Origin of the sequence: Streptomyces sp. NPDC008137 (assembly GCF_042957035.1) — a bacterium.
GTDB lineage: Bacteria > Actinomycetota > Actinomycetes > Streptomycetales > Streptomycetaceae > Streptomyces.
Window position 1 is genome coordinate 54,304 of sequence record NZ_JBIBHN010000025.1, and the last position, 23,586, is coordinate 77,889.

Below are 23,586 nucleotides of genomic sequence, written 5' to 3' on the forward strand. Positions count from 1 at the left end.
CTCGCGCAGCACTCTAACGACCCGGGGGGTGACCACGCGGCCCACGGCTCCCGCCACTGGTCGACGCCAATATTGGTGGGCGTGGCGCGGGTCGAAGTGCTGGCAGGACCCGGCGGGCTGTGCTCATATGTGGCGCACACGCATGTGCGACCGACCGTGCAACGGACCTGCCCCGCCCCTGCCCGACTCCGACATCCGGGGGTCCCCGCCATGAGCAGAGCCGAACAGCCGTCCCGCAGAACCGTCCTGGCCGCCGCCATCGCCGCCGGCATCACCGCGAGCGCGGGTCCGGCGGCCGCCGACACCGAGATCTCCATGACGACCGACACCGCAGATCCCGCCCGTGCGGTCCCGGCCCGCACTGTGGACAACCGGGCCTGGGCCTCGTACGACGACTGGCAGGGCGGCACCGCCCGGGGCACCCGCGCCGTCGCGGGCGCGCGCCCCGGACTGGTGATCGCGAAGCCCGCCGGAACCGCCGACTACCGGGACCCGCACACCGGCACCACCGCCTCCTGGGAGTACGGCACCTGGACGTCGCCCGTCCACCGGCTCGCCGTCCCCGCGACGGAGGCGATCGTCTCCTGGAACGCCCGCACCCCGGCCGGCACCTGGATCCAGGCCGAACTCAAGGCCGGCTACACCGACGGCACCAGCAGCCCCTGGTATGTGATGGGCCGCTGGGCGTCCGGCGACCAGGACATCAAGCGCACCTCGGTCGACGACCAGAGCGACGGCAAGAGCACCGTCTGGACGGACACGCTGGCCGTCGAAGACCCGGCGACCGGCCTGCGCCTGGCCTCCTGCCGCCTGCGTCTGACCCTGTACCGCAAGCCGGGCACCAAGGCCACGCCCACCGTGTGGCGGCTCGGCGCGATGGGGTCCGACGTCCCCGACCGGTTCACCGTCCCGGCGTCCGCGCCCGGCCTCGCGAAGGAACTGGCCGTCCCGCGGTACTCGCAGGAGATCCACAAGGGCCGCTACCCCGAGTACGACAACGGCGGCGAGGCCTGGTGCAGCCCGACCTCCTCCCAGATGATCATCGAGTACTGGGGCGGGCGGCTCACCTCGAAGCAGCTGGCCTGGGTGGATCCCTCGTTCACCGATCCGCAGGTGTGCCACGCCGCCCGGTTCACCTACGACTACCAGTACGGAGGCTGCGGCAACTGGCCGTTCAACTCCGCCTACGCGGCCACGTTCAAGGGCCTCCAGGGCGTGGTCACCCGGCTCGGCTCGCTCACCGATCTGGAGAGGCTGATCGCGGCGGGCATCCCGGCCATAACGTCCCAGTCCTTCCTGAAGGAGGAGCTGACCGGAGCCGGCTACGGCACCGCCGGGCATCTGATGACGGTCATCGGCTTCACGGCCGACGGCGACGTCATCGCGAACGACCCGGCCTCGGCGAGCAACGAGGCCGTGCGGCGCGTCTACCGGCGGCGCGAGTGGGAGAACATCTGGCTGCGGACCAAGCGGTACAACGCCTCCGGCAAGGTCGTCTCCGGCACCGGCGGCGTCTGCTACCTGTACTTCCCGGCGCGCCCGACCGCGGCTCAGCGCAGGGCGCTGACAGCCGTGGGCGTACGCGTGTGACCAAGCTCTCGGCCGCAAAAGCCGCTCCGGGTGGCAAGGTGGGCGGAACTTCGGGGGAAGTCCGCCCGCCCCACCGGATCAGCGAGAAGCCATGACCGCACATTCAGCCACCGCCGCCACCGCCGCCACAGGCGTCCGCACCGGCGGCCCCGAGGACGACGGTCCGAGGATCGCCGAGCATGTCATGGGCTGGACGCTCGTCGTGGTCGTCGCCATGCTCGTGACCCGGCTCGGGCTGCTCTGACCCCGGCCCGGACCGCTGTGACCTGACCCACGACCCGGCCCTCCGACCTGCCATACTGCGCATGTCCCGCCTCGCTCGCCTGGAACCAGGGTCGAAATTGAATATCAGTCAACAGCCTGCCGCGCGCCCCAGAGCCCGCGGCACCGAGCGCTCGCTGGCGCGCCGTGCCGAACTCATCGCCATCGGCCGGAGGTTGTTCGCCGACACGTCCTACGACGCCCTCTCGATGGACGACATCGCCCGGCAGGCGCACGTCGCCAAGGGGCTCATCTACTACTACTTCCAGTCCAAGCGGGGCTACTACCTGGCGATCATCCAGGACTCGGTCACCGACCTGGTCACCCTGGCGGCGAGCGGACTCGAACTGCCCCCGGTCGACCGTGTCCAGCGCACGATCGACAGCTATCTGCGCTACGCCGAGAGCCACCAGGCCGCGTACCGCACGATCGTCAGCGGCGGGGTCGGCTTCGACACCGAGGTGCACGCCATCCGGGACGGTGTGCGCGAGGCCGTCGTCGCCACCATCGCCGAGGGGGCGTACGGCCGCGTCGACATCACCCCGCTGGCGCGGATGGGCCTACTGGCCTGGGTGTGCAGCGTCGAGGGCGCCACCCTCGAATGGATCGACCGCCCCGAACTGCCCCGCGAGACCATGTGCGAGCTGCTGGTGAAGGGGCTCGGCGGTGCCCTGCGCGCGATCGAGGACCTGGACCCCGCCTATCCGGCGCCGCAGGCGGCCGCCCGCCAGGGCGCGTGAGACGGGGGCGGAGGGCCCGTCACGGTCCCTCCGCCCCCGGCCCGCCCCGCGTTACTTGATGGCCTTGATCAGCTCACCGTTCGCCGTGTCACCGCTCAGCTCCCAGAAGAACGTGCCGCCCAGACCCTGCTGGTTCTTGTACGTCATCTTGGTCCCGATGGTCGCGGGGGTGTCGTAACTCCACCAGTTGTTCCCGCACTTGGCGTACGCCGTGCCGGCCACCGTCCCCGTCGCCGGGCAGGTGCTCTTGAGCACCTTGTAGTCCTCGATGCCGTTCTCCCACGTGCCCTTGGCCGGCCCGGTGGCCGTTCCGCCGGGGGCCGACTGGGTGACGCCCGTCCAGCCGCGGCCGTAGAAGCCGATGCCGAGCAGCAGCTTCGATGCGGGGATGCCGAGGCCCTTGAGTTTCGCGATGGTCGCCGAGGTGTGGAAGCCCGCCTTGGGAATGCCGGAGTACGAGGTCAGCGGAGAGTGCGGGGCTGTCGGGCCGGCGGCGTCCCAGGCGCCGAAGAAGTCGTACGTCATCGGGTTGTACCAGTCCACGTACCGGGCGGCGCCCGCGTAGTCCGCCGCGTCGATCTTGCCGCCGGGCGTGGCGTCGGCGGTGATCGCCGCGGTGACGAGGTTGCCGGAGCCGAACTTGGCGCGCAGCGCCTGCATCAGGTTCCGGAAGGCCGCCCTGCCGCTGGTGTCGCAGGTGGCGCCACAGGCGTTCGGGTACTCCCAGTCGATGTCGATGCCGTCGAAGACATCGGCCCACTTGGAGTTCTCGACCAGGTCGTAGCAGGACTGGGCGAAGGCGGCCGGGTTCCTGGCGGCCTCGCCGAAGCCGCCCGACCAGGTCCAGCCGCCGAAGGACCACAGGACCTTGAGGTCCGGGTGCTTCTGCTTCAGCTCGCGCAGCTGGTTGAAGGTGCCGCGCAGCGGCTGGTCCCAGGTGTCGGCCTTGCCGCCGACGGACTCGGCCGCGGTGTAGGCCCGGTCGGTGGCCGCGTAGCCGTCGCCCATCGCGCACTTTCCGCCGGTGACGTTGCCGAAGGCGTAGTTGATGTGGGTGAGCTTCGCCGCAGAGCCGGACGTCTCGATGTTCTTGACGTAGTACTTGCGGTCGTAGGTGCCCCATTCGGTGAAGTATCCGATGACCTTGGATCCGGCGGCCCTGGAGCCGGGTGCGGCCTTCGACGCCGCGGCGGCCTCCTGAGCCGAGGTCGCCGCGGTGGCGGTCGAGGTGCCGTGCCGGCCAGGAGGCCGGCGCCGAGGACGGCGCAACAGGCCGCGGACACGATGGCCCGGAAGCGGGAGCGGTGGGGGGTGTGCATCCGGTGTCTCCTCGTGGGGAGAGGGAACGCGCGCCGATTGGCATGAACGCGATGAATCGGTGGAGCGAAACGGTAGGAGGACTAGACCAGTCAGGTCAATGGTGCGGACCAATTTCGATACGGTGGACCACTCGGGTATTACCTGAAGTAAGCGGTCGTTAACTGGTGACTGCATGACTCCGATCGGGCATACTCACAGCGCACAGCCGCTGGTCAGCAGCTTCCGAGACCCGGGACTGCAAGCATCGGCCAGGCACCAGATCGACCCGGCGGCGCCGCCCCCACCCATGGGCCCGACCGCCAGTGCCCGACAGGGAGGAGAGCGTCGCCATGCCCGACCGCGCCCCGCAGCCGGTGGACCGACAACTGCCCACGGAGGAGGCCCGGGAACTGATCTCGCTCGTCCGTGACATCGCGCGGCAGGAGATCACCCCGAAGGCGGCCGAGGAGGAGGACGCCGGCCGCTTCCCGCGTGAGCTGTTCACCCTGCTCTCGCACTCCGGCCTGCTCGGCCTGCCGTACGCGTCCGAGTACGGCGGCGGCGACCAGCCGTACGAGGTCTATCTCCAGGCCCTCGAAGAGCTGGCCGCGGCCCGGCTCACGGTCGGCCTCGGCGTCAGCGTGCACTCCCTGTCCTCCTACGCGCTCGCCGCTTACGGCAGCAAGGAGCAGCAGGTCGAGCACCTGCCCGGGATGCTCGCCGGCGGACTGCTCGGCGCCTACTGCCTCTCCGAGCCGCAGTCGGGATCGGACGCGGCGGCCCTGCGCACCAAGGCGGTGCGGGACGGCGACGGCTGGATGATCACCGGCACCAAGGCCTGGATCACCCACGGCGGGATCGCCGACTTCTACACGGTCATGGCGCGCACCGGCGAGGAGGGTCCGCGCGGGATCACCGCGTTCCTGGTGCCCGGTGACGCGCCGGGGGTGAGCGCGGCGGCGCCCGAGAAGAAGATGGGCATGAAGGGCTCGCCCACCGCCCAGGTCCACTTCGACGGCGTGCGGATCTCCGACGACCGGCGTATCGGCGAGGAGGGGCAGGGCTTCGCGATCGCCCTGTCCGCGCTCGACTCGGGGCGGCTCGGCATCGCGGCGTGCGCGATCGGCGTGGCGCAGGCCGCGCTCGACGAGGCGCTGGGGTACGCGGCCGAAAGGCGCCAGTTCGGGAAGGCGATCGCCGACTTCCAGGGGCTGCGTTTCATGCTCGCCGACATGGCGACGCAGATCGAGGCGGGCCGTGCGCTCTACCTCGCGGCGGCGCGGCTGCGGGACGCGGGCCGGCCGTTCGCCCGGCAGGCGGCCATGGCCAAGCTGCACTGCACCGACACCGCGATGCGGGTCACCACCGACGCCGTGCAGATCCTCGGCGGCTACGGCTACACCGCCGACTTCGCGGTCGAGCGCTACATGCGCGAGGCCAAGGTGCTGCAGATCGTCGAGGGCACCAACCAGATCCAGCGGATGGTCATCGCCCGGCATCTCGTGGGTCCAGAGGAACGCTGAACTGGTCGAGTCCCCGCCAGGGTGCCGCGAGCCGCATCCACTCCGGGTCGTGCCGGCCCGGCAGGGTGCGGCCGCCCTCGGCCCAGGTCCGCATCAAGTCGCGGTAGATGGGCGGGTCCTGGTAGCGCGGCGCGGTCGGCCGAACCGATTCTGCGGGTGCCGGGACGAAGAGGAGGCGCTGACGCCCGGTCGCTGAGGAGATGGGGGTCATACCAGGGCAACGCGGCGGACGCCGGACAGGTCACCGGATGGTGGAATCGGGCGTGCGTTCAGGACTGACCCTTTCGCCCTGGGCGCGTCAGGACACACCGAACCGCACCACGGCGCGCTGTGAGCCGTGGTGCGGTTCAGTCACGGTGTGGAGCGAGCGGGCCGGGAAGACCCGCGCTCAGGCCGCCTGGCGGCGCATGACGGGGATCCTGATCGGGCGCGAGCCCGGGCCGCCGACGTGCGAGAAGGGCTGGGTCCGCCAGTCGAGCCCCTGAGGGAGCGTCAACAGCAGGGCGGTGTCCTGCTCCTGAGGATCCACGGACTCGTCCGCGGGGCGGGCGTCCGTGGCCTTGCGGCCGGTGCCGGCGCAGACCGTGAGTCCGAACGGGTTCCACGGCGAGGCGCACAGCGCGTGCTCCGGCAGAACCTCTTCGTCCGCCAGCAGCGCGATCGGCTGAGCGCAGTCCGGGCAGACGACCCGGAACATCTCGAAGGTGTCGTAGGAGTCGAGTTCGTCGTCGAAGGTGTCGGGTTCGACGCCCTCCGGCTCGGGCTCGACGACGAGCTGCGGCCGCTTGGGCGCGGTGCGACCAGGGCGCTTAAGACTCTGCATTGGGTTCTCCCCCTCGGACTGGGCCGTTCAGGCACTGCGGCCTCGACCACAGCAAGCACTTCCCGTCCGCTCTCGGCGGTAATCACGAGAACATCACGGAGACCGTTCGAGCCCTGTGGCGTTCGTCACATGCCGCGCGCAGGTGCCCACTGCGGCGGGTTTGTCCCCCGGACGGCTGACCGTCGGCTTCCGGCCACATCACGAACCGGGCATGACCTGCGCTGCTCAGGTATCGGAGGAGATCAACGGCACTGTAGGTTCTTGCGCCATGGAGGAGCTGGACCGACAGATCGTGCAGCTGCTCGTCAAGGACGGGCGGATGAGCTACACCGACCTGGGCAAGGCCACGGGCCTGTCCACGTCGGCCGTGCACCAGCGGGTGCGCCGGCTGGAGCAGCGCGGCGTCATCCGCGGCTATGCCGCGGTCGTGGACCCGGAGGCCGTCGGGCTGCCCATGACCGCGTTCATCTCGGTCAAACCGTTCGACCCCAGCGCGCCCGACGACATCGCGGAGCGGCTCGCGGGCGTGCCGGAGATCGAGGCCTGCCACAGTGTCGCCGGGGACGAGAACTACATCCTCAAGGTGCGGGTCTCCACACCGCACGAGCTGGAGGAACTGCTCGCCCGGGTGCGGTCGTTGGCGGGGGTCTCCACACGGACGACGGTGGTGCTGTCCACGCCGTACGAGGCGCGCCCGCCGCGGATCTGAGCACCGGCGGGCGTGGAAGGCGCCCCCTGCTCCAAGTGATCGGGGTCAGGCGCGAGACTGTTGTCCATGAGTGAGTCCAGCGCCCCGTCGAAGACCGTCCTGCTCCGTCGCGGAGAGGTGCACAGCCCTGCCGATCCGTTCGCCACGGCGATGGTCGTGGAACGCGGGCAGATCGCCTGGGTGGGGTCGGAGGGGGCCGCCGACGCATTCGCGGACGGGGTCGACGAGGTGATCGACCTCGACGGCGCGCTGGTCACCCCTGCGTTCACGGATGCGCATGTGCACACCACCGCCACCGGTCTCGCGCTCACCGGCCTCGATCTGTCCGCGGCTCCCTCTCTCGAGGCCGCCCTGGCCCTCGTACGGGACTTCGCCGACTCCCGGCCGGACGACCGCGTCCTGCTCGGACACGGCTGGGATGCCGCCCGCTGGCCCGGCGGCCGTCCCCCGACCCGTGCGGAGCTCGACGAGGCCACCGGACACCGGCCCGTCTACCTCAGCCGGATCGACGTCCACTCGGCGGTCGTCAGCACGGCCCTGCTCGACCTGGTTCCCGGCGCCGCCCGAGCGGACGGGCCGCTCACCGCCGACGCGCACCACGCCGTACGGGCCGCCGCGTTCGCGGGCGTGACGCCTCAGCAGCGCGTCGAGGCGCAGCGGGCCGCGCTCGCGCACGCCGTCTCCCTCGGCATCGGCACGGTCCACGAGTGCGCCGGCCCGGAGATCTCCTCCGAAGACGACTTCACCGGCCTGCTGCGCCTCGCCACCCGGGAGCCCGGACCGCGCGTCGTCGGCTACTGGGCCGAGCAGGACGTCGCCAAGGCGCGGGGGCTGGGCGCGGCCGGCGCCGCGGGCGACCTGTTCGTCGACGGCGCCCTCGGCTCGCACACGGCCTGTCTGCACCAGCCGTACGCCGACGCCGGCCACACGGGCAACGCCTACTTGGACGCCGCCGCCGTGGCCGCCCATGTCGTCGCCTGCACCGAGGCGGGTCTCCAGGCCGGTTTCCACGCCATCGGCGACGCGGCGGTGGACGCCGTGGTCGAGGGCGTGCGCACCGCCGCCGAGAAGCTGGGCCTCGCCCGCGTCCGCGCCGCCCGCCACCGTGTGGAGCACGCCGAAATGCTCACCCCGGACGCGATCGAGGCCTTCGCCGAACTCGGCCTCACCGCCTCAGTGCAGCCCGCCTTCGACGCCCTGTGGGGCGGTGAGGACGGCATGTACGCGCAGCGGCTGGGCGCCGAGCGGGCGCGTGCGCTGAACCCGTTCGCCGCCCTGCTGCGCTCCGGTGTCCCGCTCGCCTTCGGCTCCGACAGCCCGGTCACCCCACTCGACCCTTGGGGCACGGTCCGGGCCGCCGCCTTCCACCGCACGCCGGAGCACCGGGTCTCCGTGCGCGCCGCGTTCACGGCGCACACGCGCGGCGGCTGGCGGGCCGTTGGGCGGGACGACGCGGGCGTCCTGGTCCCGGGCGCACCCGCCGACTACGCGGTGTGGCACACCGGCGAGCTCGTGGTGCAGGCCCCGGACGACCGGGTCGCCCGCTGGTCGACGGATCCCCGCTCCGGCACCCCGGGGCTGCCCGACCTGACCCCGGGCCGCGACCTGCCCGTCTGTCTGCGCACCGTGGTGGGCGGACGCACGGTCTTCGTAGGGCCGGGCGAGTGATCTACGGGGGTGGCGCGCATGCGATCGTGTGCCGCGCCCCCGGCGCGCGACCTGCGTATCCTCCGCACTGACCAGGCCTTTGCCGGACAATGCGCAGGTCAAACGGCTGTTGACAGGCGGCCGCAGGTGGCCGGTAGGTTCGGCGGAGTCCACCACCGGACGCCCGACCGGGAACGTCCGCGCACTCGCCGCAGCGCCGCCGGGTCAGGGACGGTGTGCCGCACCGGGCACCGCCACTGGGAGCCAGGCTCAGGCCGGCACGGCGCCGAGGCAACGTTCCGGCCGGTCGGGGAGGTGTGACCCGGGAGGGGCCCGGCCGCTCAGTAGACAACGGCTTTCGGTCGATCCGCAGCCAGCGGGTCCCAGGTCGGCCCGAAGGGCGCCGGGCCCCCATCCGCCGTACGCTCGTGCGCGAAAGCGCATTCTTACCCGCGCCTCGCGGATTCGACACCCCTGTTCGAACGTCCTGTCGCGTCATCGCAGGCCGGGCCCACTATGGTGGATCCCTGCGTACGGACATGAAGGGGCATCAGTGAACGACGGCGACGGAACCCTCGCGGCAGGAGCCCAGGGGAGGAAGTTCGGCCCGCTCGGCACCGCCTTGGTGATCATCCCGACCTACAACGAGGCGGAGAACATCAAGAGCATCGTCGGCCGGGTGCGCGAGGCCGTCCCCGAGGCGCACGTACTCGTGGCCGACGACAACAGCCCGGACGGCACGGGCAAGTTGGCCGACGAGCTGACGGTGGACGACGACCACGTCCATGTGCTGCACCGCAAGGGCAAGGAGGGCCTGGGCGCCGCCTACCTGGCGGGCTTCCGCTGGGGCCTGGAGCGCGACTACGGCGTGCTGATCGAGATGGACGCCGACGGCTCCCACCAGCCCGAGGAACTGCCCCGTCTGCTCACCGCCCTCAAGAGGGCCGACCTGGTGCTCGGCTCGCGCTGGGTGCCCGGCGGCCGGGTGGTGAACTGGCCGAAGTCCCGTGAGGTGATCTCCCGGGGCGGCAGCCTCTACTCCCGCCTCGCGCTCGACCTGCCGCTGCGCGACATCACCGGCGGCTACCGGGCGTTCCGCCGCGAGACCCTGGAGGGCCTCGGCCTCGAGGAGGTCGCCTCGCAGGGCTACTGCTTCCAGGTCGACCTCGCGCGGCGCTCGGTCAAGGCCGGCTACCACGTCGTCGAGGTGCCGATCACCTTCGTCGAGCGCGAACTCGGCGACTCCAAGATGAGCCGCGACATCCTCGTCGAGGCGCTGTGGCGGGTCACGGCGTGGGGCGTGGGGGAGCGGGTCGGCAAGGTCACGGGGCGCGGCGGCAAGCCGGCCCGGTCCTAGCGGACCCCTGAGGTCACTCAGGAGCGGCTGATCTGCCCTTATCCCGGACTGAGCCGGGTCCAGGCACACTGGAGGCATGACGACTGGCGCTCAGACCCCCAGCACCCCTGCCCGGCCGCGGCGCTCCCGGCTGCGCACGTTCCTGCCGTTGGGGCTCGCGGCATGGCTCGTGCTGGAGATCTGGCTGCTCACGGTGGTCGCGGGGGCGTCCAGCGGGCTGGTGGTCTTCCTCGTCCTGCTCGCTGGTCTCGTCCTCGGCTCGGTCGTGATCAAGCGGGCCGGCCGACGGGCCTTCCGGAAGCTCTCCGAGGCGCTGCAACAGCAGCAGAACGGTGCGATGCCGGCGGCGGCCCGGCCGAACAGCGAGGGCAACGGCCTGATGATGCTGGGCGGGCTGCTGCTGATCATCCCCGGTCTGGTATCGGACGCGGTGGGTCTGCTCCTGCTGCTGCCGCCGGTCCAGAAGGCCGTGAGCCGCTCCGCCGAGCGCACCTTCGAGCGCAAGCTCCGCGAGGCCGACCCCGGCACCCTGGGCGGCGCGTTCCAGCAGGCCCGGATGCACCGCCCCGACGGCAAGGTCGTCCAGGGCGAGGTCATCAGGGACGAGCCGGGCGACGCGCCCAGGGAGCCGCGACCGCCGTTGACGCACTGAGCGTCCGGGCGGCCCGGGCACACAGCCCCGGTGGCCAGGCACACACGGGCACACGAGCATGGGAAAACCGCGGGCGCCGTACACGAAGTACGGCGCCCGCGGTTCTGATGCGCTGTTCGGCCGGGGCCGAAGGGGTCAGGCCGACTTGCGGCTGCTGTCCCGGGGATGAATCGCGATGTTCATCGCACCGGAGCGCAGCACCGCCAGGCGCTCCTCGAGGACCTCTTCGAGCTCCTCACGGGTGCGCCGCTCCATCAGCATGTCCCAATGCGTACGCGCGGGCTTGCCCTTCTTCTCTTCCGGGACATCGCCGTCCACGAGGAGTGCCTGGGCCCCGCAGACCTTGCACTCCCACTCCGGCGGGATCTCCGCCTCGACCGAGAAGGGCATCTCGAACCGGTGCCCCTTCTCGCATGCGTACTCCACGGCCTGGCGCGGAGCCAAGTCGATGCCGCGGTCCGTCTCGTAGCTGGTCACCACGAGGCGCGTGCCGCGAAGAGCTCGCTCACTCATGAATCGTGCCTCCCGGGCTTGTCGCCCACAGGACAGGTGTCGCTGTCGTCGTCATCCGGTCAACGTCCGGTCGGCGGTAAAGATTCCCGTTCCGAGTCCCGTTCCGGGTCATGCGTCGCCGTCGTAGCCGCAGCCTTGTCAACCCTTGCAGTACCCACCAGCGCCCGGTTTGTCACATCTGCTAGCAGATGTAACCCAGCGTTTCGGCATCTTTGACGCGCAGTAACGGTACGCCTGGCAGGCCAAACGCGTACACTACAGCCCTTTCGCGCTGAGTGCTAAATCTTGTCAGGAACCGGATTCCCCGCTTCGCGGATCGCACGCCCCACGGGTACCCGGGCGAGCAGGACGAATCCGATGACGAAGAAGCCCACCAGTGAGATGATCGCGTCCCGGTAGCTCCCGGTCAGCTGGTAGGTGAGCCCGAACAGCAGCGGCCCGAGCCAGCTCATGCCGCGGTCGCTCATCTCGTACGCGGCGAAGTATTCGGCCTCCTTCCCGGGCGGGACGAGATGGGAGAACAGGGAGCGGGACAGCGCCTGGCTGCCGCCGAGGACCAGGCCGATCCCGGCGGCCAGGACGAAGAACCACACCGGCGCCCCGGCCGGCAGGAAGAATCCGGCCGCCAGCGTCAGTGTCCACGCGACGAGCGAGCCCAGGATCGTGCGCTTCGCCCCGTAGGTCCGGGCCAGCCGGCCCATCGTCAGCGCGCCCGCCACCGCCAGTACCTGCACCAGCAGGATGGCGCCGATCAGCGTGGACTGCCCGAGGCCCAGTTCCTCGGAGCCGTAGAGCGAGGCCTGGGAGATCACCGTCTGGATGCCGTCGTTGTAGACGAGGTAAGCGAGCAGGAAGGCCAGGGTCAGCGGGTGGCGGCGCATGTCGCGGACGGTCGCCGCGAGCTGCCGGAAGCCGGGGAGGGCGGCCTCGCGCGCGGCGGACCCGCGGTCGCGCAGCCGCCGGAGCGGAATGAGGGCGAACGCGCCCCACCACAGACCGGCCGACGCCAGGCAGACGCGGACCGCCGTGCTCTCGGAGATGCCGAAGCTCTCGTGCCCCGTGTAGAGGACGAGATTGACGACGAGGACCAGCGATCCCGCCGCGTAGCCGAAGGCCCAGCCCCGGGAGGAGACCGCGTCCCGTTGCTCGGGCGGGGCGATCTGCGGCAGGTACGAGTTGTAGAGCATCATCGCCACGGACTGCGCCGCGTTCGCGACGACCAGGAGGGCCCCGCCGAGCAGATAGCGGTCGCCGTCCAGGAAGAACATGGCCGCCGTGGCCGTGGCGCCCGTGTAGGCGGCGATCGCGAGGAGCGGCTTCTTGCGGCCGGTGCGGTCGGCGGCGGCGCCCACCAGGGGCATCACCAGCACGGCCACGATCACCGACAGGGACACCGAGTACGCGAAGAAGGACCCGGCGCGCACCGGGATCCCGAGGGGGTGGACGTACCCGTCGGCATCGGCCGCCGACTCGGCGACCGAGGTGAGATAGGGGCCCAGGAAGACGGTGAGCACGCTCGTCGAGTAGACGGAGCACGCCCAGTCGTAGAAGTACCAGCCGCGCTGCTCGCGTCTGCGATCAGCCGCCCCGTCGTCCTGCGGTGTCCGCACGGTGTCGGTGCCCACCCGCGCCCTCGCTTCCCCGTGAACGCGCGGAGGCGGCGGTGCGGGCTGTCAGACCCAGACGCCGCGGTCCTCCATGACCTTGCGCAACGTGTCGATGTGATCGGTCATGATGCCATCCACCCCCAGGTCCAGAAGCCGGTGCATGCCCTCGGGGTCGTTGACGGTCCACACATGCACCTGGAGCCCGCGCGCGTGGGCTGCGTGCAGGAAGCGGCGGTCCACGACCTGGATGCCGGACTGGATCTCGGGGACCTGTGCGGCGACCGCCGAGCGGCGCACCGCGGCGGGCAGTCCCCAGGAACGCAGCCGCAGACCGAGCACGCCCCGGGTGCCGTACGACGTGGCCAGGCGAGGGCCGGCCAGCCGCTGAGCGCGCACCACGCGTGCCTCGGAGAACGAGCCGAGGCAGATCCGGTCCCAGGAGTCCGTGCGCCCGACCAGGTCCAGGAAGGGCAGCAGTGCGGCCTCCGCCTTGACGTCGACGTTCCAGCGCACCTCGGGGAAGGTCTTAAGGAGCTCCTCGAAGAGGGGCAGCGGTTCCCGGCCCGCCACGCGCGCGTGCCGTACCTCGGCCCACGGCAGATCGGCGATCCGGCCCGCGCCGTCCGTCACCCGGTCCAGGGTCGCGTCATGGAAGGCGACGAGCTTGCCGTCCCGGGTGCTGTGGACGTCGGTCTCGAGGTACCGGTAGCCCGCCTCGACGGCGCACCGGAACTGCCGCACGGTGTTCTCCAGGCCGTCCGCCGCCCCGCCCCGGTGGGCGAAGGCGATCGGGCCGGGATGGTCGAGATAGGGATGGCGTATCCGCGGGGTCACGGACGCAGTATCGCTCCTCGGGGTTGACCGCCGGCAACGACCGTGCTGCCGCCGGATGCCGCGGGGACGGCGAACACGCGGAGGAACAGCTGGGCGAGCGGGCCGATCGAGACCGCGTACAGCAGGGTGCCGACGCCGACGGTGCCGCCCAGGGCGAAGCCCGTCGCCACGACCGTGAACTCGATGGCCGTGCGTACCAGGCGGATCGAGACCCCCGTGCGCTGGTGCAGGCCCGTCATGAGGCCGTCACGCGGACCCGGGCCGAAGCGCGCCGCGATGTACAGGCCGGTCGCCGCGCCGTTCAGGACGATCCCCGTCACCATCAGCGTCACGCGCGGCAGCGGGCCGTGCGCGTCGGGCACCAGGGCCAGGGTCGCGTCCATCGCCATGCCGATGACCAGCACGTTGGAGACCGTGCCCAGGCCCGGGCGCTGGCGCAGCGGGATCCAGGTGAGCAGCACAGCCGCGCCCACGATCGTCAGCACCACGCCGATCGACAGTCCCGTCCGCTCGGCGAGGCCCTGGTGCAGCACGTTCCACGGCTCCAGCCCGAGCCCCGACCGGACGAGCAGCGCCGAACTCGCGCCGTACAGCGCGAGACCGGCGTAGAGCTGGGTCAGCCGCCGGGTGAGATGGCGCCGCGTGGCCATGATGGGTCCTCCAGTGGTGCGAGTGGACTGATGCATGACACCCTGTGGCTTGGATGGAGAAGTCATCCATGGCCAATTCGGGGAAGGTGGACTGATTCCGATGGCTCAGTGGACTTCGGCCGTGGGTGCGGCGCAGCTCGCCCGGCTGCTCAACTCCCAGCAGGAGCGCCCGGCAGGGCCCGGCACGCGCCGGCCGCCCGCCTATCGCGCGCTCGCCGACGGCATCCGCCTGCTGGTGCTCGAAGGACGGGTCCCGGTGGCCGCCCGGCTGCCCGCCGAGCGGGAACTCGCCCTCTCCCTGACGGTCAGCCGCACGACGGTCGCCGCCGCCTACGAGGCGCTGCGCGGCGAGGGCTTCCTGGAGTCCCGGCGCGGCGCGGGCAGCTGGACCGCCGTACCCGCCGGGAACCCGCTGCCCGCGCGCGGACTGGAACCGCTGCCGCCCGAGAACCTCGGCTCGATGATCGACCTGGGCTGTGCGGCGCTGCCGGCCCCCGAGCCGTGGCTGACCCGGGCCGTGCAGGGCGCCCTGGAGGAACTGCCGCCGTACGCGCACACGCACGGCGACTACCCCGCCGGACTGCCCGCACTGCGGTCGATGATCGCCGAGCGGTACACCGCGCGGGGGATCCCGACCATGCCCGAGCAGATCATGGTGACGACCGGGGCGATGGGCGCGATCGACGCGATCTGCCATCTGTTCGCCGGGCGCGGCGAGCGCATCGCCGTCGAGTCGCCCTCGTACGCCAACATCCTCCAGCTCATGCGGGAGGCCGGGGCCCGGCTGGTGCCCGTGGCGATGGCCGAGGGGCTCACCGGCTGGGACATGGACCGCTGGCGGCAGGTCCTGCGGGACGCCGCTCCCCGGATCGCGTACGTCGTCGCCGACTTTCACAACCCGACCGGTGCGCTCGCCGACGAGGACCAGCGGCGGCAACTGGTGGACGCGGCGCGCTCCGCTGGGACCGTGCTGATCGCCGACGAGACGATGAGCGAGCTGTGGCTCGACCCGGAGGTGAGCATGCCGAAGCCGGTGTGTTCCTTCGACCGGGCCGGGTCCACGGTGATCACGGTGGGGTCGGCGAGCAAGGCGTTCTGGGCCGGGATGCGCATCGGCTGGGTGCGGGCGGCGCCGGACGTGATCCGCAGTCTGGTCGCCGCCCGGGCCTACGCCGACCTCGGCACGCCCGTGCTGGAGCAGCTGGCCGTCAACTGGCTGTTCGGGACGGGGGGCTGGGAACAGGCCGTGGAGGTGCGGCGGGAGCAGGCCCGGGAGAACCGGGACGAACTCGTGGCGGCGGTGCGGCGGGAGCTGCCCGGGTGGGAGTTCGAGGTGCCCCGGGGCGGCTTGACGCTGTGGGTGCGGACCGGGGGCCTCTCCGGGTCGCGGCTCGCCGAGGCGGGGGAGCGGGTCGGCGTGCGGGTGCCGTCCGGGCCCCGGTTCGGCGTGGACGGTGCGTTCGAGGGGTATGTGCGGCTGCCGTTCACCGTCGGGGGCGCGGTGGCCGAGGAGGCGGCCGTACGGCTGGCCGCGGCGGCGCGGATCGTGGAGGAGGGCGGCGCGGGGGCCGGAGAGGCGCCGCGGACGTTCGTGGCGTAGCGCTCCGCGCCGGCGTGGTCAGGATGTCTGGCGTGGCTAGGTCGCCTTCGCCTTCGTCTTCGCCGGCTTCGTCAGAACCGGTACCGGATTCGGGATCGAGTCCTTCGGCTTCGTCAGGACCGGTACCGGGTCCGGCGCGGGTTCCGGCTTCGGGCCCGTCTTGGGCGGCTCCGCCTCCGTCCCCTCCGGCTCGGGGACCGTCTCCCCGTCCGCCGGTGTCGTGCGGGGCGGGAGAAGGGCCAGGACCGCCTGGCGGTGGGCGTCGGACGTGGCGTCGTCGTAGGGGTTCGGCGTGGCCGGGACCTGGAGGCGGTGGACCGGGCCCAGACCGAGTCGGGCGTAGCCGCGGCCGGGCGGGACCTCCTCGACGGGGGTGGTGTGCGGGGGCGCGCCCAGGACGGACTCGAGCTGCTCGGCCGTCGCCGGGCCGAGGACCACGCGCGCGCGGGTGTGCTGCCGTACCGGTTCGCCCAGGGCCTCCATGGTGTCCAGCTGCTCGGCCACGACCACCGTCACGTTCGCCGGGCGCCCGTGCCGGAGCGGCACCTGGAGGAGGGACTGCGGGTCCTTGCGGTCCTGGGCGGCGGCCAGGTGGGTGAACGCCGTCGGGCGGTCCAGGAGGATCCACAGGGGGCGCTTGGTGTCGTCCGGCGGCGGGTGGCCCTCCTGGTGGGCGCGGTTGGCGGCGATCAGCCGGCGTTCTGTCTCGGTCGCGGCCCATTCCAGGCTCGCCAGCACCCCGGGGAGGCCGCATTCGACGGCCAGCACGCCGTCCCGGCCGGTCAGACAGGCGTACTCGCCCGTGCCGCCGCCGTCGACGATCACCACGTCCCCGTGCTGGAGGGCCTGCAGGGCGATGGACCGCAGCAGGGTCGAGGTGCCGGTGCCCGGTTGGCCGAGGGCGAGCAGATGGGGCTCGGTGGAGCGCAGGCCCGTGCGCCACAGGACCGGGGGGACGTCCCGCTGCTGTTCGCCCTGGGTGAGGGGGAGGGTGCGCTGGACCCGGGTGGGGTCGGTGAAGCCGAGGACCGTCTCGCCCGGGGCGGTGACGAAGCGCTGGGCGGCGATGTCGACGGCGAGCGGCATGAGCACGCTGACCGTCAACTGGTTGCCCTCCTCTTCCCACGAGAAGTGGTACTCGCGTCCCCGGCCCGACTTGGCCGCGAGCAGGCCCTCGATCCGGGCGCGGGCCTCGGCCTCGCCGTCCGCGAAGTGCGCCGGGTAGTGGATCACCAGGTGCGAGATCCGGCCGGTGCCGTCGAAGGCGTAGGTGGGGAAGGCCTTCTCCCAGGTGCCGCCGTGGGAGTACAGCGGCTCGGGGTCCTCGGCGGTCGAGAAGTACGGCACGAGCGCCTCGTACAGGGACTGCAGGCGCTGGGCCTGCGACTCGTCGGGCCCGTCGGAGGCCGACGCGGCCCGTTCCCGGCCCTGCCATGCGGCCGCCGCCATCAGGGTGATGGCGGCGAGCAGCGGACCGTACGGCATCAGCGCCACGACCAGGATGACGGAGGCCACCAGGAACAGCAGCGCGCCCCGTTTCTCCTTGGGGGTCTCGCTCCATCTGCGCCGTCCGGCCGCTGCCAGCCGGCGCAGACCGCGCGTGATCGTGATCAAGGGATGGAGGACGTCGGTGGCGCTGTCGGCGGCCGTTCGGGCCAGCTCCCGGCTCCGGACGAGCTGCGCGCTGCCGTTGCTCAGGATGCGGGGGAGGGGGCGCCGGGCCACTGCTGCCTCCAGAGAGTGCGTACGGGCGGGATGCGTACGGGGTGCGGGGCCGTCAGAACTTGATTCCGCCCAGGAGGCTCGCCAGGCTCTCGCCGCCTGCCTTGATGCTCGGGGCGATGGCCGTGCTGGCCAGGTAGAAGCCGAAGAGCATCGCGACCACGGCGTGCGACGCCTTGAGGCCGTCCTTGCGGAAGAAGATGAAGACGACGATGCCGAGCAGGACCACGCCTGAGATGGAGAGGATCATTTGGGTTCTCCTGGTTCGCGGGGACAGTCACCATGAGTACTTCCAGGCTCACAGGATGTATCCATACGATAAAAGGTGCAACTGGGTGGAAATCGGGTGGTTTCTCCCAGGCTGCGGCGTGGTCCCGGAACCGGTCGAGCTGGGGTGTTGTGCCCGCCCGGGTCCGTGGTGATCTTTACCTCGGGCACATCGGGTCATGTGCCGCGCGAGCCAGTACCCTGGCGATTCACTCGTACGGCTGCACCACTCGCAGGCGTGCGCACCCGGTGTGATGAGCAGTGGAGAGGCGGTCCGGCCGATGACCGAAGTCCCCGACCCCGAGGTCGTGGAGCTGGCGACCAAGATCTTCGATCTGGCCCGGCGGGGACGGACCGAGGCGCTCGTGGCGTATGTCGACGCGGGTGTTCCGGCCAACCTCACCAATGACCGCGGCGACTCGCTCGTGATGCTCGCCGCCTATCACGGCCACTCCGACGCGGTGCGGGCGCTGCTGGCCCGCGGCGCCGAGGCCGACCGGGTGAACGACCGAGGCCAGACCCCGCTCGCGGGAGCGGCCTTCAAGGGCGAGACGGACGTCATCAAGGCCCTCCTGGAGGGCGGCGCCGACCCGTCCGCCGGCACGCCCTCGGCCGTCGACACGGCCCGGATGTTCGGCCGGACGGAATTGCTCGAACTGTTCGGCGAGCGCTGAGCCGACCAGTCTGACCTGGAACGACACCGAAAACGGGGGGAGGCGGTACAGGGCCGCCGAAATTTCGGTCGCGGCAGACGGAAGAGCCGAGTCATCATGACGACGTGGTTCACGGACGTGATGGTTGGGCAGGTGTTGCCGCACCGCGCGGGCCGTGACGCGGTCCGCAGGGGCCACCGACGAGAGGCAGTGGAAGATGGTCTACAGCAAGCAGGAAACGGCGGGCACTCCGACGTGTTGTCGCGCGGCCAGGTAGTACACGTCCCCGGTTGCGTCGACGCTTGATGTGAGGCTGTTTCCCATGTTCGATCCGGTCATAGCGCCCAGCGGTACGCTGCTCGGCCTGCTCCAGCGGGGCCGCGGCGACGGCACGCTGCACGCGCTCACCGCCCCGCGCCCCGAGGCGCTCGCGGCGTTGAACCACTGTGTGCTGCGCGATCCCCGCCACGACTGGCAGGTGGAGAACCGCTCCCTCTACTACGCCCGCCTCTACCTCGACCTGAACGGCGAGCTGGACGCGATCGAGGCCCATCTCTTCGACGCCGAGGACGTCCTCGACACCGAGGAGTCCCGCACCGGACTCGCTCTCGCCGTCCTCGGGCACCTCGCCTCCTACGGCAGGCGGGACGCGCTCGAACTGCTGCGCAGGTACGCCGCCCACGGCTCCAACTGGGCCTGGGCCCTCGACGAACTCGCCCTCAGGGACGACGACGCGGGCCTGCGGGCCCTCGCCGCGCCCGTCCTCGCCCGGTTCCCGGCCGATCCGGAGGGCGAGGCCGAGCTGGCCGCCACCGTCCGCGACGCCTTCGAGCCCCGGCCATGGCGGCTGTGGGCCGAGGATCCGCGCGAATCCATCGCCACACGCGTGCGTGCCGCCCATGAGACCGGCAGTTTCGACCGCTGGCAGCGGCAGATGCGGCCGACGGGTCCGCGCCCGGGCTGGAGTGTGCAGGCCGTCTTCGAATGGGCCCAGCAGGGCCTCGACCGGGGAGCCGCACTCCATGTCCCGGCCGCCCGCTGCCTCACCGCCGTGGCGGGGCCCGAGGATCGTGCCGAGATCGTCCAGGCCGCGAAGGACGGCGGCGACGGAGCCCGGTGCACCGCCCTGCGCTATCTCGCCGAGGGCAACGATTCCGACGCCCTCGACCTGATCGAGGGCGCCGTGGCCACCGGCTCGACGGTCGTCGTGGAGGCCGCCGTCGACGCCTTCGAACGGATGCGCAGTCTCACGGCCGTGGACCGTGCCCGCGGCTGGGCGCACCGGCCCGACGAGCTGGGTGCCGCCGCCGGACGCGTCCTCGCCTGCCTGGGCGGGGTGCACGACCGGGACCTGGTTCTCGCGGCGCTACGGGAGGCGGTGCGCGGCGAAGGCCCCGACGCGCCGACCCTGTGGACCCTGGTCGACGGCACCGGACGGCTCGGCATCGCCTGCGCCGCACCCGTGCTCCGCCACGTCTACCGCGAGACCGCCTCCTCCCATCTGCGCGGCCGGGCCGCCCGGGCCCTCGCTGCCACCGACCCCTCCTTCGCCACCGGCTTCGCCGTCGAATGCCTGTGGGACTGCGAGGAGACCACCCGCGAGATCGCCGCCCGGCACGCCGAGACCGGCGACACCCGGGTCGTGGAGCGCCTGCGCCGGCTCGCCGCCGACCCCGCCGAGGAAGCCGAGGTCCAGACGGCCGTACGCAGCCGGATCGGTCCCGAGGAGACCGCCGTGTGACCCCCCTCCGTTCCAGGACGCCAGGGCGGATTCAGGCCGCCCGGGTGAACGCGGGGTGACTCGCGGGTCAGGAGCGCATGGCCGCGGCCTGACCTGCGCGGGTGCACCTCAGAACGCTCATAGGACGTTCCTCGTCCGGAAAGATCCACGTTGACGCGGCCACGTCCGGCCCGGCGACAACACCGGTATGCGTGTCGTCATCGTGACCGAATCCTTTCCCCCCGACGTGAACGGCGTGGCCCACTGCGCGCTCCAGACCGCCCGGCACCTCGTCGATCGCGGTCACACCCCCGTCGTCGTGGCCCCGGCCCCGGCGCCCGGGAACAAGCCCGACGCCTCCGCGTCGTGCCGCGTCGTCCACGTCCCCTCCCTCCCGCTGCCCGGCTACCCCCAGGTCCGCGTCGCCCTCCCCAGCCGCCGCCTGGCCGCCACCCTCATCGAGCACCGGGCCGATGTCGTCCACCTCGCCAGCCCCTTCGTCCTCGGCGTGCGCGGCATGGCCGCCGCCGCCCGCCTCGGCGTCCCCGCCGTCGCCGTCTACCAGACCGACCTGGCCGGATACGCCCGTACGTACATGGGCGCCGGAGAGGCGGCCGCCTGGCGGCGCATCCGCTCCGTCCACGGCGCCGCCGACCTCACCCTCGCCCCGTCCAGCGCTGCCCTGAAGGACCTGGAAACACACGGTGTGCCCAGGGTCAAGCTGTGGCCGCGTGGCGTCGACACCGAACGCTTCCGGCCGGACCGCCGCGACGAGGCCCTACGACGCGAGCTGGCCCCCAACGGGGAGCTGATCGTCGGCTACGTCGGCCGGCTCGCCCCCGAGAAGCAGGTCGAACTCCTCGCCGACGTCTGCGGCCTGGAAGGCGTCCGGGTCGTGATCGTCGGCGACGGCCCCAGCAGGCCCAACCTGGAGCAGGCGCTCCCCGGCGCGGTCTTCCTCGGCCGCCGCACCGGTGACGATCTCGCCCGGGTCTTCGCCTCGTTCGACGTCTTCGCGCACACCGGCCCCTTCGAGACCTTCTGCCAGACCGTGCAGGAGGCCATGGCCAGTGGTCTGCCGGTCGTGGCGCCCGCCGCGGGCGGGCCGCTGGACCTGGTCGCGCACGGGCACACCGGGCTGCTCGTGCCGCCGCGCGACGCGACCGCCGTACGGGACGCGGTGCGGGCCCTGGCCGACGCCCCCGGGCTGCGGGCCGCCTACGGCGCCGCCGGGCGCGCCACGGTCGATGGCCGCACCTGGGCGGCCGTCGGCGACCAGCTGATCGGGCACTACGCGAACGTGCTCGCCGGGCGCAGGACGGTGGTGGCGGCATGAGCGCGGGGAACGGGACCGGCCAGTCGCTGCGGATCGTCCGGCTCGCCAACTTCGTCGCGCCCGCGTCCGGCGGCCTGCGCACCGCCCTGCGCGAACTCGGCAAGGGCTTCAAGGCGGCGGGGCACGAGCCCGTCCTCGTCGTCCCCGGCGAGCGCACGAGCGATCGCGAGACCGAGCAGGGGAGGGTGATCACCCTCCCCGGGCCGCTGCTGCCCGGCACCGGCGGCTACCGCGTCCTCGCCGACAAGCGGCGGGTGGCCCGGCTGCTGGAGGAACTCGCGCCGGACCGTCTCGAGGTGTCCGACCGTACGACCCTCAGGTGGACCGGCAAGTGGGCGCGGCGCGCCCGGGTCCCGGCCGTGATGGTCTCCCACGAGACCGCCGACGGCGTGCTGCGCACCTGGGGCCTGTCCGAGGGCGCCGCCCGGCGTGCCGCCGACGCCCTCAACGTCCGTACGGCCCACACGTACGCGCGCGTGGTGTGCACCACCGAGTTCGCCGAGCGGGAGTTCGTGCGGATCGGGGCACGCAACGTCGTCCGGGCCCCGCTCGGCGTCGACCTGGTGCAGCGGCACCCGGCGCTGCGCGATCCGGAGCTGCGGGCGCGGCACACGCGCGAGGACGAGACGCTGCTCGTGATGTGCTCCCGGCTGTCCGTGGAGAAGCGGCCCGGCACGGCGCTGGACGCCCTGGAGACGCTGCGGCGGCGCGGGCGACGGGCGGTGCTGGTCGTGGCCGGCGACGGTCCGCTGCGGGCGCGGCTCGAACAGCGGGCACGCGAGAGCGCCTTGCCGGTCACCTTCCTCGGGCACGTCACCGACCGCGGGCTGCTCGGCGCGCTCCAGGCGTCCGCCGATGTCGCCCTGGCGCCGGGGCCCGCCGAGACCTTCGGGCTAGCGGCGCTGGAGGCCATGGCGTGCGGCACGCCCGTGGTGGCGAGCGCGTCGTCCGCGCTGTCCGAGGTGATCGGCTCCGCCGGGGCCGTCGCCGCGGACCACGGGGAGGCCTTCGCGGACGCCGTGGACCTGCTGCTGGAAGGCCTGGAGGCGGACCGGCGCGAGGCCGCACGCGCGCGTGCGGAGTGCTTCGGCTGGAACGCGGCGGTCGACGCCTTCCTCGCCGCGCACGACGCGGCCGTCCCCGTGCGCCCGTACGTGCCCGGAGGCGTGGCATGAGACCCCCGGGTGCCGCGGGCTCCCCGAGGTTCGTGGAAGTCCCGCGTTTCGTGGCCCTCGGCGACTCACTGACCGAGGGCGTGGGCGATCCCGTCGCCGGAGGGTGGCGCGGCTGGGCCGCGCTGCTCGCCGACGGGCTCGCCGAAGGGCCCGCCCGGTTCACCAACCTCGCGGTGAGCGGGGCGCAGACCCGGGACGTGCTGGAGCGGCAGCTGCCCGCCGCGCTGGAGCTGCGGCCCGAGCTGGTGTCCGTCGTCGTCGGCGTCAACGACACCCTGCGCTGCACCTTCGACATCCAGGCCGTGGCGGCCCGGCTCGACCGGGTGTACCAGGCCTGCACCGAGCGGGGCGCGGTCCTGCTCACCGCGTGTCTGCCCGACCCGGGCACGATGCTCGGGCTGCCGGGAGCGCTGGCCCACCCACTGGCCCGGCGGCAACGGGCCGTGAACGCGGTCGTCCACGCCCTGTCCGACCGGTACGACGCCCTGCATCTGCACGCGTGCGAGGGCGACTGGACCACCGACCGCGCCATGTGGAGCGCGGACCGGCTGCACCCCGGCGAACGGGGACACCGGCAACTGGCCCTGCGCTTCCACACGCTGCTCGCGGAGCACGGCCTCGCGACGGGGCCCGCGCCCTCGCCCGAGCCCGACTTCCCCGTCCCGACGAGGTCGGCGAGCCTGCGGTGGCTGGCCACGGCCGGCACCGGCTGGGTGGCCCGCCGCTGCACCGACCTGCTGCCCCAGCTCCTGACCCTGGCCGCCGACGAGTTGCGGCACCGCGCCCGGGGGACCAGTGCCCGGCTCGACCTGAGGGCCTCCGCGGCCGTGTCGGCGGCGCTGGCCGCACTGTCGGTGGCGGAGCAGGCGGATGCGGCCTGACCCGGTCGGCGGCCTGCTCCGAAGGGG

At 72.4% G+C, this 23,586-nt stretch carries 21 protein-coding genes and 1 pseudogene; 14 read left to right on the forward strand and 8 right to left on the reverse strand.

Annotation, left to right across the window (positions count from 1 at the left end):
* Positions 1 to 210 precede the first annotated feature (210 nt).
* The 3 genes from ACFZBT_RS30370 (at position 211) to ACFZBT_RS30380 (ending at position 2,591) form a co-directional block, all read left to right on the forward strand.
* Positions 211 to 1,590: a C39 family peptidase gene (locus ACFZBT_RS30370; protein WP_391110137.1), complete on the forward strand. Its 1,380-nt coding sequence runs from the start codon at positions 211 to 213 to the stop codon at positions 1,588 to 1,590.
* Positions 1,591 to 1,681: 91 nt separating this feature from the next.
* Entirely contained in the window at positions 1,682 to 1,834 is a 153-nt protein-coding gene (locus ACFZBT_RS30375; RefSeq protein ID WP_391110140.1) for an SCO1431 family membrane protein, read from the forward strand.
* 97 nt (positions 1,835 to 1,931) lie between these two features.
* Positions 1,932 to 2,591: a TetR family transcriptional regulator gene (locus ACFZBT_RS30380; protein ID WP_391110142.1), complete on the forward strand. Its 660-nt coding sequence runs from the start codon at positions 1,932 to 1,934 to the stop codon at positions 2,589 to 2,591.
* 51 nt (positions 2,592 to 2,642) lie between these two features.
* Here ACFZBT_RS30380 and ACFZBT_RS30385 read toward each other — a convergent pair.
* Positions 2,643 to 3,910: pseudogene (locus tag ACFZBT_RS30385) on the reverse strand (glycoside hydrolase family 18 protein).
* A gap of 330 nt (positions 3,911 to 4,240) precedes the next feature.
* Here ACFZBT_RS30385 and ACFZBT_RS30390 point away from each other — a divergent pair.
* Positions 4,241 to 5,413, forward strand: coding sequence for an acyl-CoA dehydrogenase family protein (locus tag ACFZBT_RS30390; RefSeq protein WP_391110147.1), 1,173 nt, complete (start codon positions 4,241 to 4,243; stop codon positions 5,411 to 5,413).
* 388 nt (positions 5,414 to 5,801) lie between these two features.
* On the opposite strand, the gene ACFZBT_RS30395 is transcribed toward ACFZBT_RS30390, so the two are convergent.
* Positions 5,802 to 6,236, reverse strand: a complete 435-nt coding sequence (locus tag ACFZBT_RS30395) for a hypothetical protein (RefSeq protein WP_391110150.1) — start codon at positions 6,234 to 6,236, stop codon at positions 5,802 to 5,804.
* A gap of 268 nt (positions 6,237 to 6,504) precedes the next feature.
* On the opposite strand from ACFZBT_RS30395, the gene ACFZBT_RS30400 reads away from it, so the two are divergent.
* The 4 genes from ACFZBT_RS30400 (at position 6,505) to fxsA (ending at position 10,601) form a co-directional block, all read left to right on the forward strand.
* Entirely contained in the window at positions 6,505 to 6,945 is a 441-nt protein-coding gene (locus tag ACFZBT_RS30400; RefSeq protein ID WP_125508282.1) for an Lrp/AsnC family transcriptional regulator, read from the forward strand.
* Positions 6,946 to 7,011: 66 nt separating this feature from the next.
* Positions 7,012 to 8,613 carry an amidohydrolase family protein gene (locus tag ACFZBT_RS30405; protein WP_391110154.1) on the forward strand — a complete coding sequence of 534 codons (1,602 nt, stop codon included), beginning with the start codon at positions 7,012 to 7,014 and terminating at the stop codon, positions 8,611 to 8,613.
* 532 nt (positions 8,614 to 9,145) lie between these two features.
* Positions 9,146 to 9,949: a glycosyltransferase gene (locus ACFZBT_RS30410; protein WP_391110157.1), complete on the forward strand. Its 804-nt coding sequence runs from the start codon at positions 9,146 to 9,148 to the stop codon at positions 9,947 to 9,949.
* 76 nt (positions 9,950 to 10,025) lie between these two features.
* Positions 10,026 to 10,601: an FxsA family membrane protein gene (gene fxsA, locus ACFZBT_RS30415; RefSeq protein ID WP_391110160.1), complete on the forward strand. Its 576-nt coding sequence runs from the start codon at positions 10,026 to 10,028 to the stop codon at positions 10,599 to 10,601.
* A gap of 135 nt (positions 10,602 to 10,736) precedes the next feature.
* Here fxsA and ACFZBT_RS30420 read toward each other — a convergent pair whose 3' ends face one another.
* From ACFZBT_RS30420 to ACFZBT_RS30435, 4 genes are all read right to left on the reverse strand, one after another.
* Positions 10,737 to 11,114, reverse strand: coding sequence for an RNA polymerase-binding protein RbpA (locus ACFZBT_RS30420; RefSeq protein WP_184597099.1), 378 nt, complete (start codon positions 11,112 to 11,114; stop codon positions 10,737 to 10,739).
* A 278-nt stretch (positions 11,115 to 11,392) separates the two neighbouring features.
* Positions 11,393 to 12,739, reverse strand: a complete 1,347-nt coding sequence (locus ACFZBT_RS30425) for an MFS transporter (protein WP_391110164.1) — start codon at positions 12,737 to 12,739, stop codon at positions 11,393 to 11,395.
* 48 nt (positions 12,740 to 12,787) lie between these two features.
* Entirely contained in the window at positions 12,788 to 13,555 is a 768-nt protein-coding gene (locus ACFZBT_RS30430) for a glycerophosphodiester phosphodiesterase family protein (RefSeq protein ID WP_391110167.1), read from the reverse strand.
* Positions 13,552 to 14,205: a YitT family protein gene (locus ACFZBT_RS30435; protein ID WP_391110169.1), complete on the reverse strand. Its 654-nt coding sequence runs from the start codon at positions 14,203 to 14,205 to the stop codon at positions 13,552 to 13,554. Before ACFZBT_RS30435 ends, ACFZBT_RS30430 begins: the two co-directional genes overlap by 4 nt.
* A 100-nt stretch (positions 14,206 to 14,305) precedes the next feature.
* Between ACFZBT_RS30435 and ACFZBT_RS30440 the strand changes: the two genes are divergently transcribed.
* Positions 14,306 to 15,805: an aminotransferase class I/II-fold pyridoxal phosphate-dependent enzyme gene (locus ACFZBT_RS30440; RefSeq protein WP_391110171.1), complete on the forward strand. Its 1,500-nt coding sequence runs from the start codon at positions 14,306 to 14,308 to the stop codon at positions 15,803 to 15,805.
* A 36-nt stretch (positions 15,806 to 15,841) separates the two neighbouring features.
* Here the strand turns inward: ACFZBT_RS30440 and ACFZBT_RS30445 are convergent, their stop codons facing one another.
* On the reverse strand, positions 15,842 to 17,530 hold the full coding sequence (locus ACFZBT_RS30445) for a hypothetical protein (protein ID WP_391110175.1): 1,689 nt from the start codon (positions 17,528 to 17,530) through the stop codon (positions 15,842 to 15,844).
* Positions 17,531 to 17,582: 52 nt separating this feature from the next.
* The gene (locus tag ACFZBT_RS30450; RefSeq protein WP_030843336.1) at positions 17,583 to 17,777 is read right to left on the reverse strand and encodes a hypothetical protein; all 195 of its coding nucleotides are present in this window, start codon (positions 17,775 to 17,777) and stop codon (positions 17,583 to 17,585) included.
* Positions 17,778 to 18,075: 298 nt separating this feature from the next.
* Here ACFZBT_RS30450 and ACFZBT_RS30455 point away from each other — a divergent pair, with 298 nt between their 5' ends.
* From ACFZBT_RS30455 to ACFZBT_RS30475, 5 genes are all read left to right on the forward strand, one after another.
* On the forward strand, positions 18,076 to 18,468 hold the full coding sequence (locus tag ACFZBT_RS30455; RefSeq protein ID WP_184597089.1) for an ankyrin repeat domain-containing protein: 393 nt from the start codon (positions 18,076 to 18,078) through the stop codon (positions 18,466 to 18,468).
* A 301-nt stretch (positions 18,469 to 18,769) separates the two neighbouring features.
* Positions 18,770 to 20,188 (forward strand): HEAT repeat domain-containing protein, encoded by a 1,419-nt coding sequence (locus tag ACFZBT_RS30460; protein WP_391110178.1) that lies wholly within the window; start codon positions 18,770 to 18,772, stop codon positions 20,186 to 20,188.
* 187 nt (positions 20,189 to 20,375) lie between these two features.
* Positions 20,376 to 21,503: a glycosyltransferase gene (locus ACFZBT_RS30465; protein ID WP_391110181.1), complete on the forward strand. Its 1,128-nt coding sequence runs from the start codon at positions 20,376 to 20,378 to the stop codon at positions 21,501 to 21,503.
* The gene (locus tag ACFZBT_RS30470) at positions 21,500 to 22,678 is read left to right on the forward strand and encodes a glycosyltransferase (RefSeq protein WP_391110184.1); all 1,179 of its coding nucleotides are present in this window, start codon (positions 21,500 to 21,502) and stop codon (positions 22,676 to 22,678) included. Before ACFZBT_RS30465 ends, ACFZBT_RS30470 begins: the two co-directional genes overlap by 4 nt.
* Positions 22,675 to 23,559 carry a GDSL-type esterase/lipase family protein gene (locus tag ACFZBT_RS30475; protein ID WP_391110187.1) on the forward strand — a complete coding sequence of 295 codons (885 nt, stop codon included), beginning with the start codon at positions 22,675 to 22,677 and terminating at the stop codon, positions 23,557 to 23,559. Before ACFZBT_RS30470 ends, ACFZBT_RS30475 begins: the two co-directional genes overlap by 4 nt.
* Positions 23,560 to 23,586: the final 27 nt, after the last annotated feature.

Coding starts and splice junctions, on each gene's coding strand:
- ACFZBT_RS30370 (WP_391110137.1), top strand. CDS start 211: ATGAGCAGAGCCGAACAGCCGTCCCGCAGAACCGTCCTGGCCGCCGCC.
- ACFZBT_RS30375 (WP_391110140.1), top strand. CDS start 1,682: ATGACCGCACATTCAGCCACCGCCGCCACCGCCGCCACAGGCGTCCGC.
- ACFZBT_RS30390 (WP_391110147.1), top strand. CDS start 4,241: ATGCCCGACCGCGCCCCGCAGCCGGTGGACCGACAACTGCCCACGGAG.
- ACFZBT_RS30395 (WP_391110150.1), bottom strand. CDS start 6,236: ATGCAGAGTCTTAAGCGCCCTGGTCGCACCGCGCCCAAGCGGCCGCAG.
- ACFZBT_RS30400 (WP_125508282.1), top strand. CDS start 6,505: ATGGAGGAGCTGGACCGACAGATCGTGCAGCTGCTCGTCAAGGACGGG.
- ACFZBT_RS30405 (WP_391110154.1), top strand. CDS start 7,012: ATGAGTGAGTCCAGCGCCCCGTCGAAGACCGTCCTGCTCCGTCGCGGA.
- fxsA (WP_391110160.1), top strand. CDS start 10,026: ATGACGACTGGCGCTCAGACCCCCAGCACCCCTGCCCGGCCGCGGCGC.
- ACFZBT_RS30420 (WP_184597099.1), bottom strand. CDS start 11,114: ATGAGTGAGCGAGCTCTTCGCGGCACGCGCCTCGTGGTGACCAGCTAC.
- ACFZBT_RS30435 (WP_391110169.1), bottom strand. CDS start 14,205: ATGGCCACGCGGCGCCATCTCACCCGGCGGCTGACCCAGCTCTACGCC.
- ACFZBT_RS30440 (WP_391110171.1), top strand. CDS start 14,306: ATGGCTCAGTGGACTTCGGCCGTGGGTGCGGCGCAGCTCGCCCGGCTG.
- ACFZBT_RS30450 (WP_030843336.1), bottom strand. CDS start 17,777: ATGATCCTCTCCATCTCAGGCGTGGTCCTGCTCGGCATCGTCGTCTTC.
- ACFZBT_RS30455 (WP_184597089.1), top strand. CDS start 18,076: ATGACCGAAGTCCCCGACCCCGAGGTCGTGGAGCTGGCGACCAAGATC.
- ACFZBT_RS30460 (WP_391110178.1), top strand. CDS start 18,770: ATGTTCGATCCGGTCATAGCGCCCAGCGGTACGCTGCTCGGCCTGCTC.
- ACFZBT_RS30465 (WP_391110181.1), top strand. CDS start 20,376: ATGCGTGTCGTCATCGTGACCGAATCCTTTCCCCCCGACGTGAACGGC.
- ACFZBT_RS30470 (WP_391110184.1), top strand. CDS start 21,500: ATGAGCGCGGGGAACGGGACCGGCCAGTCGCTGCGGATCGTCCGGCTC.
- ACFZBT_RS30475 (WP_391110187.1), top strand. CDS start 22,675: ATGAGACCCCCGGGTGCCGCGGGCTCCCCGAGGTTCGTGGAAGTCCCG.